The sequence below is a fragment of the Carboxylicivirga marina genome (genome assembly GCF_016612505.1).
Taxonomy (GTDB): domain Bacteria; phylum Bacteroidota; class Bacteroidia; order Bacteroidales; family Marinilabiliaceae; genus Carboxylicivirga; species Carboxylicivirga marina.
Genome location: NZ_JAENRR010000097.1, coordinates 1 through 13,183, shown reverse-complemented (window position 1 = coordinate 13,183; position 13,183 = coordinate 1). Strand labels below are relative to the sequence as shown.

General features: G+C 37.5%; 14 protein-coding genes. All 14 read right to left on the bottom strand.

Features of this window, described 5'->3' with window-relative positions; genetic code table 11:
• Nucleotides 1–695 (bottom strand): Calx-beta domain-containing protein (locus JIV24_RS21120; RefSeq protein ID WP_200467077.1); only part of this gene is annotated, 695 nt, incomplete at its 3' end.
• A gap of 222 nt (nt 696–917) precedes the next feature.
• A complete protein-coding gene (locus JIV24_RS21115) occupies nt 918–1,724 on the bottom strand; it encodes a hypothetical protein (RefSeq protein WP_200467076.1) in 807 nt (268 codons plus the stop codon).
• Nucleotides 1,725–1,849: 125 nt separating this feature from the next.
• Nucleotides 1,850–2,170 carry a single-stranded DNA-binding protein gene (locus tag JIV24_RS21110; protein ID WP_200467075.1) on the bottom strand — a complete coding sequence of 107 codons (321 nt, stop codon included), beginning with the start codon at nt 2,168–2,170 and terminating at the stop codon, nt 1,850–1,852.
• Nucleotides 2,171–2,279: 109 nt separating this feature from the next.
• Nucleotides 2,280–3,323 (bottom strand): 23S rRNA (adenine(2503)-C(2))-methyltransferase RlmN, encoded by a 1,044-nt coding sequence (gene rlmN / locus JIV24_RS21105; RefSeq protein ID WP_200467074.1) that lies wholly within the window; start codon nt 3,321–3,323, stop codon nt 2,280–2,282.
• Between the two features lies 1 nt (nt 3,324).
• Nucleotides 3,325–3,990, bottom strand: a complete 666-nt coding sequence (locus tag JIV24_RS21100) for an FAD-binding oxidoreductase (protein WP_200467073.1) — start codon at nt 3,988–3,990, stop codon at nt 3,325–3,327.
• Nucleotides 3,991–4,090: 100 nt separating this feature from the next.
• Entirely contained in the window at nt 4,091–5,620 is a 1,530-nt protein-coding gene (gpmI, locus tag JIV24_RS21095; RefSeq protein WP_200467072.1) for a 2,3-bisphosphoglycerate-independent phosphoglycerate mutase, read from the bottom strand.
• A gap of 280 nt (nt 5,621–5,900) precedes the next feature.
• Entirely contained in the window at nt 5,901–6,101 is a 201-nt protein-coding gene (locus JIV24_RS21090; protein ID WP_200467071.1) for a hypothetical protein, read from the bottom strand.
• A gap of 112 nt (nt 6,102–6,213) precedes the next feature.
• Nucleotides 6,214–6,516, bottom strand: coding sequence for a hypothetical protein (locus JIV24_RS21085; RefSeq protein WP_200467070.1), 303 nt, complete (start codon nt 6,514–6,516; stop codon nt 6,214–6,216).
• 382 nt (nt 6,517–6,898) lie between these two features.
• Nucleotides 6,899–7,207, bottom strand: coding sequence for a hypothetical protein (locus JIV24_RS21080; RefSeq protein ID WP_200467069.1), 309 nt, complete (start codon nt 7,205–7,207; stop codon nt 6,899–6,901).
• Nucleotides 7,208–7,481: 274 nt separating this feature from the next.
• Nucleotides 7,482–8,780, bottom strand: coding sequence for a Gfo/Idh/MocA family protein (locus JIV24_RS21075; protein WP_200467068.1), 1,299 nt, complete (start codon nt 8,778–8,780; stop codon nt 7,482–7,484).
• Nucleotides 8,780–10,078 carry a NapC/NirT family cytochrome c gene (locus JIV24_RS21070; protein ID WP_200467067.1) on the bottom strand — a complete coding sequence of 433 codons (1,299 nt, stop codon included), beginning with the start codon at nt 10,076–10,078 and terminating at the stop codon, nt 8,780–8,782. The genes JIV24_RS21075 and JIV24_RS21070 overlap by 1 nt, the downstream gene beginning before the upstream one ends.
• Before the next feature lie 183 nt (nt 10,079–10,261).
• Nucleotides 10,262–11,182, bottom strand: a complete 921-nt coding sequence (locus JIV24_RS21065) for an SPFH domain-containing protein (RefSeq protein WP_200467066.1) — start codon at nt 11,180–11,182, stop codon at nt 10,262–10,264.
• 31 nt (nt 11,183–11,213) lie between these two features.
• Nucleotides 11,214–11,654, bottom strand: coding sequence for an NfeD family protein (locus JIV24_RS21060; RefSeq protein ID WP_200467065.1), 441 nt, complete (start codon nt 11,652–11,654; stop codon nt 11,214–11,216).
• 115 nt (nt 11,655–11,769) lie between these two features.
• A complete protein-coding gene (locus tag JIV24_RS21055; RefSeq protein WP_200467064.1) occupies nt 11,770–12,993 on the bottom strand; it encodes an L-serine ammonia-lyase in 1,224 nt (407 codons plus the stop codon).
• Between the last annotated feature and the right edge of the window lie 190 nt (nt 12,994–13,183).

The following is a 13,183-nucleotide window of genomic DNA, read 5'->3' as shown; positions in this document are numbered from 1 at the left end:
TTTGTTTGGGTATTTAAAGTGATGATGACCGTTTCGTTACCTTCGACTAGTGCATCAGTAGTAACTGTTACCGGAATAGTTGCCGAATTAGCTCCAGTGTTCAGGTCAATGGAGGAAGTGATGGTTGAATAATCGGTTCCATTTTGTGCAGTACCACTCACAGTGTAGTTTATCGTTGCCGGGCCTACCAGTGCCGGAGTAATATTGATTGTAAATAGCCCATTTGTATTGTCTTCTTCAGCCTGAGTTGTAGCGTCAATTGAAATGACTGATTTGTCATTGTCGGTAATGTTGATCAGTTGTTTGTTACCAGGAGAAGATTTAATAGTTGCGTCTCCTGTAGTGCTTTGAATAGTTAGTTCTATTGATTCTTGTCCTTCAACATCACTGTCATCAATTATATTAACATCTAATGAAACTTCAGTTTCTCCGGTTAAATAATTAATAGTTTTACTTACGACAGAATAATCAACTGTTTCTGTTGCAGTTCCGGAAGTGAAACTAACAGTAATTGTACCATCACTTGTAAAAGCAGATGCTGGTGTGAAAGTGAACTTCCCAGAAGTTGAGCCTTCTTCTCCATCTGTGCCAGAAATAGTTATCTCTTGTGAAAGTATATAACCAGGCAATATTATTGCGAATAAAGTTATACAAGCTATTTTTAATAACCTGCCAATTGGGTTTTTGGTTTGCATATCAGTGTAGTTTTGATAAAAACTAATCACCTAAAGTTATTAAGGATTATGCCATCTTCTTCACTTTTTTGATGAAAGTACCAAAATTAGTTACGAAAGTATTGAGAACTTATTTATTGGGGTTTGTAACGTTTGTGAATTAGTGCATTAAAGAAATTATTAGGCATAAAAAAAGCTGCTACAACAAAGTGTGTAGCAGCTTTTTTTATCTATTTTGAGTTACTAGGCGTTTAGGCGTTTTAATTCGGCATTAACCTTGCTAATTTCTTCTTTAACTCGTTCGATTTCTTTTAGTACGAATGATATTTCATAACCATCGCGAATGGCTTCTTTATCAAAAGTTTCCATAACAATGTAATAGTACTTTTTTCCTCGGAATTGAACTTTTAATGATTTATCAGCATTATTGGCAATGAAATCGATTACGCCATTGTCTTTTCCATCTTTATAGTTCACTACTTCCCATTGGTTTTCACCATCTTCAAAATGACGGTTGTTAAAACCATCTTCGGCAATTTCTTCGCTTAGGGCCGTATTACCACTAAAATATACTTTTATCTGATCATGATATATTCTTTCGGTACCCGTGTATCTGCTTGAAATATAAAAGTTACCTTCTAAATCAAGATGAGCCCTAAGGTATATTCGGCCATACGAATTTTCAGGCTTCTGGCGTTTATGAATCAAAATCTTTTTACTTCCATAATCTGATGATTCAATAAAGTTTTTCATCAACGGTTTTAGTTCTGCCTGCTTAACTGCCAGCATACTATCTAAAAACAGCAAATTCTGTCGTTGCTCTTCAATCGTTATTTTTCTTAGAAGATCGTGTCCGCGTGTAATGTACTCAATTTGATTGGGGTACAATACTTCGATAGAGTCAATTTCTAATTTAGCATCATTAAACTTTTTATCTATAAATAATTGTTCAGCACGGTTAAATTTCACCTTCGCTAATTCTTGCTGATTAGGACCACATGCTGCTAATAGTATAAGTAATGATGTTGTTAAAATACACAGTGTCTTCATGGTGATTGAATTTGATACTCAAAAATAGAAAGAATTATTGAAGCACTACTATATTCAATTTGAAAAGTAAAAGCGAGGAAAAGCTGCAAGTTGAAAAATGACTGCAGCTTTTATAAGAATAGCTTTTAATTCAGAAGTTCCAGCTCTTTTATGTTGACATGCAAAGTTGATTTAATAGTGCCATCTTTGCTTTGATAACCTTGACTTCCAGGTGTTCCCTCAATGATAATTTTCTGACCTTTCTTTAGAAAGTCAGCCACTTTAGTGAATTGCTTTTCGCTTCTCCATAATACAGCTCTTACCCACTCAGTGCGCTCAACTTTTTCGCCATTAGCATTTTTGTGATCCATTGATACTGCAACATCAAAGTTAATGGCTTTGCGCTGACCAACGTTTTTGACTTCGGCATCAGAGCCTACAGTTCCATTCAAGATAAGTTTTAACATTTTGCTTAGATTTAGTTATTAGTATTATAATTATCGTCTAATCTAAGAAGCTAAAAACTGAATGTCAATACAAAGTATCAATATCAAGGTATATATGGAAGTAAAAAGTTTAGAAGTCTTTATCAGTATCTTCCTGAATGAGTTTCTTGGTTGATAGCAGCCCACAAGCGGCATAAATATCCTCACCACGCGATTTTCTAATAGTTGTGGTAATGCCTTTTTGTGATAATTTATCACGGAAATATTCCATTGTTTTATAATCACTACCTTCCAATGGTGAATTAGGAATAGGGTGAAAATGAATGAGGTTTACCCGACATTTTATGCCATCTAAAAGCTGAAGCAATCCTTTGACATGTTGAGCAGAATCATTAACACCTTTAAACATGATGTATTCGAAGGATATACGACGCTGACGGCCAAAGTCGTAGTCTTTAAGAGCTTCAATCATCTTTTCAGCCGTGTAAACATTTTCAATTGGCATCAACTGCTTGCGTTCTTCGTTAAAGGGTGAATGCAAACTGATGGCCAAATGAGCTTCTGATTCTTCGATAAAACGACGCATGGCCGGAATAACACCTATGGTTGAAACATTAATACGACGAGGACTCCAGGCGTAGCCCCATTCTGAAGTGATAATTTCGAGGCTTTTTAATACATTGTCAATGTTATCCATTGGTTCGCCCATGCCCATGTATACAACATTGCTTAGTGTCTCGCGTTCGGGCAGACTGGCAATTTGGTTCAGAATTTCGTTGGTAGTCAGGTTTTTTTGAAATCCCTGGCGAGCCGTCATGCAAAATAGGCATCCCATTTTACATCCAACCTGTGATGAAATACAAAGAGTATTGCGATTATCTTCAGGCAGATAGGCTGCTTCAATGAACTGATGATTGTTGGTTTGAAAAAGGTATTTTTTAGTGCCATCGACTGACTCCTGAAATGATTGTGGCGGTACAAGGCCAACCTCAAATTGCTCGTTAAGCATTAATCGAGCTTTCTTCGACAAGTTGGTCATGTCATCTATGGTGGTCACATGTTTTTTGTACAACCAGTCTGCAATTTGCTTTGAGGTAAATGCGGGTAAACCTAGTTCTTTCACACATGCCTTTAACTCACTCAGTGTTTTTCCGTATAATGCCTCTTTGCTCATTTTAAAAGTATATTTCTGCAATAATATTATCGAAAGGAATGCCTTTGCTAATCAGTATTTCGCGCACGTCAATAACCATTTGCGAACTGCCGCAAAGATAGTATTTATTATTAGTTGGTAGTTTTTTTGAATTCTTGAGATAGTCTGTCAAACGGCCATCTATTGTTCTTTCATTTGATTCAGTAGTGCAAAAACGAAGATAGTAATCTCCAAGCTGTTCGTAGAGGTATTCCTGAAAGAAGAACTTATCTAAAGTGCGAGCACCATGTAATAATTTAATGTTTTTGTTTTGTCCTGATTCGATAATCGATAAAAAAGGCGCAATGCCTGTGCCTGTCGCGATCCAGGTTGCTGGTTTATCGGCGCATAGAAATTTGCCAAAAGGCTCAGAAATAAATACCGTATCGCCACTTTTAACTTTTGATAGAGGTGGAGTTAGTTCACCACCGGGTTTGATATCAAAAAGTATGCTGATGTATTTTTTATTAGTTCCCGAAGCAATAGAGTAGAGGCGAGGTTCGTCGTTGGGGTTCAGGGCTATTGCAATGACTTGCCCGGCTTTGAATTCACAATTTTTTTCGATTGATATATAATGAACTCCAGAAGTCAGTAATCTATTATCAATTACATTTACTGGCTTAAGTTTCTTTCTTTTATGCTGATTCATTAACTGGTGTTTTGTATGAAACGATATTGAATCACTTTTGTTTGGGCAAAAAATAAAGGCAACCCAATATGAGTTGCCTTTACCAATATGAAGAAATCTTCTATTTCAAATCAATCAGTGCTTCACCTGTCATGTCATCTGGTTGTTCAACGTTCATTAAACGAAGAATAGACGGTGCCACATCGGCTAAAATTCCATTTTTCACTTCACCTTTGCGCTCGGTTACCCAAATGAAAGGAACCGGGTTTAATGAGTGAGCAGTATTTGGAGAACCATCAGCATTGATGGCATTGTCAGCATTACCGTGGTCGGCAATAATAATCGCTTCGTAACCATTTGCTTTGGCTGCTTCAATCGTTGCTTCAAGGCATTCGTCAACAGCTTTAACAGCCTTCATAATCGCATCGTATTCTCCGGTATGACCAACCATATCACCATTGGCATAGTTTAATGCAATAAAATCGTATTTATTCTGATTTAACTCAGCTACAATTTTATCTTTAACCTCATGCGCACTCATTTCAGGTTGTAAATCGTATGTGGCTACTTTAGGCGAATTGACCAAAATTCGATCTTCACCTTCGTACACCGCTTCACGACCTCCTGAGAAGAAGAATGTAACGTGAGCATACTTTTCAGTTTCAGCGATACGAAGTTGTTTTAAGCCAGCATTGGCAACTACTTCACCAATGGTGTTTGTTACATTATCTTTATCATACAAAATATGCATGCCTTCAAATGTAGCATCGTAAGGCGTCATTGTGCAATAATGCAATGGAATGGTTTTCATTCCTTCTTCTGGCATATCCTCCTGTGTTAATACCTGCGTAATTTCACGAGCACGGTCGTTACGGAAGTTGAAGAAAACTACTACATCACCTTCCTGAATGGTTCCAACCGGATTACCGTCAGTATCTACGTGGCTTACTGCTTTAATGAATTCATCAGTTACACCTTCAGTATATGAAGCATCAATTGATGAAAGAATGTCTGTCGAAGGAGTACCTGTTCCATTCACCATCAGATCGTATGCTTCTTTTACGCGTTCCCAGCGTTTATCACGATCCATAGCATAGTAACGACCAATCATCGAGGCCACTTTTCCGCCTGATTTCTCCATGTGCTGAAGTAATTCAGCCATAAAGCCTTTTCCGCTTTTGGGGTCGGTATCACGACCATCCATGAATGCATGAACGAATGCCTGATTTTCAATGCCGTACTCTTTAGCAATATCTAGCAACTTGTACAGATGCTCCTGACTCGAGTGTACTCCACCTTTAGATAATAAACCTAAAAAGTGAATTTGCTTATTATTCTCTTTGGCATATGAATATGCTTTAACAACTTCCGGATTTTGAGCAATTGATCCATCGGCACAAGCACGGTTAATTTTTACCAAATCCTGGTATACAACACGACCAGCACCAATATTCAAGTGACCTACTTCGCTATTCCCCATCTGACCATCAGGTAATCCAACGTTTTCACCCGAAGCCTGTAATTGAGAGTTTGGATAGTTTTTAACCAAACTATCGAAATATGGTGTTTCACCTGTGTAGATACCATCTGATTTCGAGTGGTCTCCGTATCCCCATCCATCAAGGATAATCAATATCGTTTTCTTGCTCATGTGATAATATTTAATTCTATTTCTTTATTTGCTTTTTAGTCTATAATAAAACGGCGCAAAAATAGTCAATTTAACAGGAAATCAAAAGGTTCTGCTTATATGTACAACTTTAATTAACTATCTATAAATAAACAGAAGTTGGAAACAATAGTTTATTACTGTCCTGCATCAAAACGTTAAAAAATTATAATCTTTTTAATGGTAATGGCATCGAAATGCAGATAAACAAGAAAACCAGATTTTTTACAATTTGGTTCTTGAACATCCATGTTTGATGTCTTTAAAGTGTGAAGTCATAATGGAATGAGGAATCGCCTGATATTAATGTTGCTCTATAGTTTCCTGCTCTCAAATATTCAAGGTCATAAATGTTTGAATACCCCATCTTGTTACCTTCTTTTGTTAATTCAACTTCTTTTTGACGATCAAGGTTAGTCACTTTAAATACCAAATGATTTCTTTTTGAATTGATGTGACTCACCGTCAAGCTTGTTTTTTCGGGATTTATAAAGAATTTTGTTTCGTTGCTTTCGTCATAAATGTCTTTTGCGAATTCTTTATTATGGATTGTACCGTATTGAATGTCGAACTCTTCATAAAATTAATTCGTTGTCTCCACTTATTTGAGCTGTGTAGCTGCCATCTTCTAGCTCTTTAAAATCAAGTAATTTCTGGTATGAGGCCTGGTTTTTAATTCTATCATTCATTAATGTTTGACCTGATGAATTACAAATGACTTCCAGAGTGTTGTAATTGAGTTGGTTGTTTATAATTGATAAAACAGAATACCCACTTTCAGGATGATGATTTACCTTGATAATGCCGCTTTCTCCTGCCATTGCCGACAAGCTAAACAGCATGCCTGAAACTATTAAAAATGTTTTAAGTCGATTCATATTGCTAATGTTTTATTGTTTGCTATTGAAACAATAAAAAATATGCCAAAGCATTAGATATTAACACTTATTGTGTACTATTAATGTTTGTTGGAAAATAAATGGGTAATAAAATATATACGTAAATAAACAAGCCGGAAGTGAGAATTCCGGCTTGTTGTTTAAAGGATTGTATTAATCCAACTGTTATGAAAAAAACTACTTTCTAAAGTTCTTGTTCTTCGTATTTAAAAGTGCCCTCGTGAAATGAAAAAACTTGCTTTGAGGGTTTTCTATGTTTCTTCTTGCCTCTGTCACTCATTCCCCATTTCCACATGTGTATGAGAATAAATGCGCTTAAAACAATTGATAAAATAGCTAGTTGCAACATGATAGATTCTTTTTAACGGCTTAAATTATAGTGTTTTTTTCGATAGATGTTAGCGCTGGCTCTATTTTGCTTGTGTTGAATGGCTACGCGTTCTTTTCTTGTAACAATGCCATCAGCTATCGCTGATTTTTTAGTCCGCTTGATGTTTACTTGCTGCTTTTGCAGTTTAATTGCTTCTGCTTTGGTAAGTTCTCCAGTTGTAACGCCATTTCTAATGCGTATTTGTTGATTAACCTGTCTTTTCCTGGTAGGATTGTTGGCCAATGTTAATGTTGAAAACAATAATAGGACCACTGCTGAGGTATATAATTTCTTTCTCATGGTAATGAGTATTAGTTTATTCTTGTGTACTCACTTACCGTATGCAGACTGTTTTACCCTACCATAAAAGTAAAGAAAAACTAAAATTATTCGTTATGGTATTTAATATCAGGAGGTTTACCAATGGGACGTATGATGATTTCAGCCTTGCACCGGGCGCAAATGTATATTTCACAACCAGTGCAGCAAAAGCAATTGCAACAGTTTCTATCAAGTTCATAGTTCTTGAAGGATGATTGACATGAGTTGCAAGTTATGGTGTCGGTTTTATCCATTATTTACCGGGTGTTGGGATAGATTTATTAAAGCTGGTATTGCCCATGATAAAATGTTTTGGACCTAAATGGATTTCACTATTAAGCATTTCATCCCAGGTTATTGTTTTACCAGTATAAGCCGAAATACGTCCCATAATCGCTGTTAATGATGACTCAGCAATCTGTTGTGCTTCATTTATAGGTTGATTGTTTCTGATAGCAGTTACTAAATCAACATGCTCTTGTACAAAGGCGCGCCAGAAAAAATACCACCGATCATTGGACTGTTCATCGTTTAATGGGTATTTCCATCGAACCTGACCTTGTGGATTAAAGATGGTATTCTCACAGTTAGTGTAGCCATGCGTACCTCTGATGTAGTCGCTAACATTGGTTGAACAGCCGTTTATTTGACGACACATGCTGTGGACATGTACGTTGTTTGGATAGATATAGTCAACGCTAAAATTATCAAATTGATCGCCGGTAACGCGCCGCTGTCGACTCCCAAAACCAGTAGCTTTGATGGGATGACTACCAATATACCAATTCATCAAATCGAGGTTGTGAATGTGTTGCTCTACAATATGGTCTCCTGAAAGCCATGTCCAATTCACCCAGTTACGCACCATGGCTTCGAGTTCACTCCATTCTGCCTTGGGATTAACATGCCACAACTTGCCCTGGTTGTAATAGCAATTGCCAGATGTTATCTCGCCAATAGCACCTTGTTGGATTTTTTTGTAAGTAGCCTTATAATCTTCCTGGTGACGCTTGATTGTACCAGTTACAACGGAAAGCCCCATTTCTTGTGCACGAATACCATTAATTAATATGGAGCGTACACCAACCGGATCAACGGCTACTGGTTTTTCCATAAATACATGCTTGCCTGCTTTAATGGCTGCTTCAAAATGTTGAGGTCTAAAATATGGTGGTGTAGCTAACAATACGATGTCTATATCGCAATCAATTACTTTTTCGAAAGCATCAGGACCAACAAAGCACCTTTCATAATCAAGTTCAATATTTCTTTCTTTTTTTATATTGTCACGGCATTTCTGAAGTTTATCTTCGAAGATGTCACCCAATGCCACAATTTCTAAGGAAGGGCCAGAATCTAGGAAATTGAGTACGGCACCTGTTCCACGTGATCCACAACCAATTAAACCGGCTTTTAATTTAGGTCCATCAGGTGCCTGTAATGAGGAATCAGATTTTACCTCATTTTGTAAACAACTCACTGTGCTGGCAGTCAGTGTTAGACTTCCTGCCAGCAGACTTTTATTAATGAAGTCACGTCGTGTATATTTCATTACCTGCTCCTTTGCTCTGGTTGATAACTCAAAACTACTCTAAATCCGACATCATTACAATCTGAATACCACCAAATACTTTTCGGAATTTGCGGATCGGTCTTAAGCCATTTGGAGTGATGGGTGGTTTTGCGCCATTCTGGTGATAACTCTTCAAGCCTGTTTTTAAATGAACCACCTTTAATAATGTACTCACCTCTAACGTTGTTGGAGCAAAATTCCTTTACATTCCCAAATAAGTGCTTCAATCCAAGATTATCAGGTACGATTTCGTCGGGGAGTGTAGTTTTGTTCTGGTTCGTATTTGCAATTTGATCTGAAATAGCAATGTTTTTGATAGCTAATTTTGCGACATGCTCCCATTCTAGTTCAGTGGGTAGTCGATACGATTTATTTGTTTTATTAGAAAGCCATTGGCAAAATACGCTAGCTGCATAATGTGTCATGGTAATAGCCGGACGCTGTCCCAAGCCCCATCCTTGGTCGGGATTTCCCCATGGAGGGGTGGCGCCAGAGATGCCATCAATCATTTCATTCTCTTTTCGACCTTCTGATTCTGTTTCTGACAGAAATTGTTGATACATTTCCCAGCTGGTTTCAATCTCAGCTATAAAGAAATCGCTGACAATGGCATCTTGATTATAATCTTTCAAGGGACTGTCTTTGACTGCAATCATTTTAAAAGAAATATCGCTTTGAGGAATTCTTTCAGTAAATGATTCAAAACGATCAATTGTAGCTGGCGTTTCATATATCGTATCTATTAGCTCCTTGGCTTGCAGAAAGAGAAAATTTCGGCTTGCTTTAGCATCAGCACCGTGACCAACATTTATATGGCACTGCACACAGTGCATTTCATCCTGATGTTGAAGGTAGTGCCAGTGCGCTAATTCTCCATCCTGCGACAAGTCAATGGGGAAAAGCTTGTCATGACAAGAGAGGCACGATTGTTTGAAAGTGTGACTTTTAGCTGCCTCAATCTGTGATTTTTTGTGCCAATTATATTCAGTGGAATTCTTAAACAGGAATGCATGTATATCCCTATAGCCCGCATGAATTTTGGCCTTGTAATAGCCATGTCCTTTAGGTGGTAAATGACAATCTACACAGCTTGATTCTTCCTTGGAAGAGTTATAGTAATGAACGGATTGCATCCAAGATGAATGGGCATGATCGTGTACATGGCATGAGTTACAATAATGGTTGCTTGAAGTGTAATCATCAACTTTTTTAAATAAAAAACTCAATAAGGTAAGGATTGAGATTATCATTAAAAGTAATGTTACACTTTTTTTCATATACCTGATTTTGTTGAAGATATTGTAGTTGATTAATTAGAGTCTAGAATGTTGTGCGCTATTGTTATCTGTTGTAACCTTAAGAAAGAGGTAGTGACTTACGAATACTTTTATTTGTTGCGTTCAAATGTAAAAAAAAAGCGAGACTAAGTCCCGCTTTTTTGATTAAAACAAATTGTTGAATTATTTCTTTGTTTGATCTAAAACAGAAGTAGCCGTTGCAATAATGCTTGAAACGTCAGACATGTTAGATGGAATAATCATGGTGTTATTGGTTTTGGCTAATTTGCCAAATTCACCCAGGTATTGTTCAGCAACACGGAGGTTAACTGCATCAATTCCTCCTTTTTCATTTATTGCCAAAGCAATTTCACGAATTCCAGTTGCCGTAGCAGATGCAATGGATTCAATTTCGGCAGCTTTACCTTCTGCTTCGTTAATGCGTTTTTGCTTTTCACCCTCTGAGCGCGCTATAAGTTCTTGCTTTTCACCTTCGGCTACATTGATTTTTGCTTGTTTCTGACCTTCTGATTCGGCAATCATGGCACGCTTTTCGCGTTCAGCACGCATCTGTTTTTCCATAGCATCTTTAATACTTTGTGGAGGCGTAATGTTTTTCACTTCATAACGTGTGATTTTTACACCCCAAGGATCACTGGCTTTATCAACAGCTTCTACAATGCTCGTATTTATGGTTTCGCGTTCTTCGAAAGTTTTATCTAAATCAAGTCGGCCAATCACACTACGCATAGTTGTTTGTGCTATTTGGATAGCTGCAAAGCCATAATTGTCAATTCCATATGAGGCTTTTTTAGGGTCGATAATCTGAAGGTACAATACGCCATCAACCTCTACCGCAATGTTATCTTTTGTGATACATGACTGAGAGGCCACATCAATAGCTGCTTCTTTTAAAGTGTGTTTATACGATACCTTATCGATAAAAGGCATTAAGAAATGAAAACCAGCAGTTAATGTTCCGTTGTATTTACCTAATCGTTCAACGATAAAGGCAGAACGTTGTGGAACAATTTTAATACATGACAGAAGAATGATTACAAGTAAGACTATTACTGCAATTAAAACAATACTTTGTGCGTCCATAAAAAATGAATAATAAGAGGTTAAAATAAAATTAAACGGCCTCGACTTCAAGGATGAGACCAATCTTTCGGATGATTTTCACTTTTGTTCCGGCAATTATTTCTTGGCCTGCAGATGCCGTCCAGGTTGTGCCTTTGAATTCAACTTTTCCATCAGAATCAGGTTGTATGTTACTAAGACAGTAAGCTGTTTCGCCAATAAATTCTTCATCCGGATCATCTACTAAATCGGGCATCTTGTAGAGTTTCTTAAGAAGGTATGACCGAAGTAAAATGAGTGATAATACTGACGTAATACTGAAGATTAAGAACTGTACGGCTAGTGATGGCTCAAACAGATAAACGCATAAAGCAGTTACCAATGCGCCAATGCCAAAGAATAAAATAAAAACACCAGGGATAATAAATTCGAGTAATAAGAGAGCGACTCCAGCTATAAACCAGATAACCGCCACGTTGGATAGAAATTCCATGATTAATTATGTTTGGTTTAGTTACATAAATATAATCATTTTTGCCGATGTTGCAATTGGCATCATTGAATTATGATATAAATAAAGAGGCTTTAATTAAGCCCCTTTATTTAAATTAATCATTTTTCATGATGTCTCTTGCCTGATGAAATACGGCTAAACCACCTGTTGAAGTTTCTTTGTAGATGTTTGGTAAATCATGTCCGGTCTGTTTCATCGCTTTTACTACTTCATCGAAAGTTATTCGATGTCGTCCGTCAGATAAAAGGACGTATGTATTATGGTTTAATGCTCTGGCAGCTGCAAAAGCATTACGTTCAATACAAGGAATTTGAACCAAGCCTGCTATTGGATCGCAAGTTAATCCTAAGTGATGCTCTAAGCCCATTTCAGCTGAATACTCCACCTGGTAAATAGTGCCGCCAAATAATTGAGTAGCTGCGGCAGAAGCCATCGCGCAAGCTGTTCCTACTTCTCCCTGGCAGCCTACTTCAGCCCCAGAGATTGAAGCATTGTATTTGACTAGATTACCAATTAAGCCCGCTGTAGCAAGGGCACGAAGAATTTTCTTGTCGGTTGATTCGTAATAGCTTTCAATAAATTTGAGCACAGCAGGTAGTACACCACTAGCACCACATGTAGGGGCAGTTACTATGGTTCCGCCAGCTGCATTTTGTTCCGAAACAGCTAGAGCATAGGCAAATATCATTGAGCGTCGCTCCATGCGACCACTAAAGTTTTTAGCTTTAGTGTAATACGAAGCCGCTTTTCTTGGCAGCTTAAGTGCACCAGGTAAAACACCTTCTTCGTCGAGGCCTTTTTTGATAGCTGTGCGCATGACTTTCCAGACCTTCTCGAGGTACGTCCATATTTCTTTACCTTCAATTTCTTCTACGTATTCCCAAAGGTGTTTTCCATTTGCTTCGCACCACTGCAGAATCTCATCCAAGGTTGTTAATTCATAAACCGTTGTTGTTTCTTCTTGTGTGAAATCATCAATAACGGTTCCTCCTCCTACACTGTATGCAGTCCATCGATCAATCTCTTTGTTATCTGTATCAAGTGCATAAAAAGTGAGCGCATTTGAATGACGGGGCAGAAACTCTTCCGGTTTCCATTCGACAGAAAGCTGTAATTCCTTTTTCTTGAAAACCTCTTCAATCGCATAGTCGGTTAGGTGGCCTTTTCCTGTAGCGGCCAAGCTACCATACAAAACAACCTTGTATGAAGCAGCTTGCGGTTGTCTTTTAATAAACATTTCTGCTGCTTTCTTAGGTCCCATCGTGTGACTGCTAGAGGGGCCACTTCCTATCTTATATATTTCTTTAATTGATTCCATTGTAATTAGTTTGTTTGTACGGCAAATGTACTGAAGCACTGTTTAGTAAATGCTATATTAAACGGTAAAAATTATTAAAAGCAACCTGATTTTTATCAATTTTAATTATGTGCATGTTGGAGTTACCCCATTTTTTTAAGTAAATCCAAAAGTTAGCTGAGATTCCTTTCTTTGCTTATATGCCTTGGGT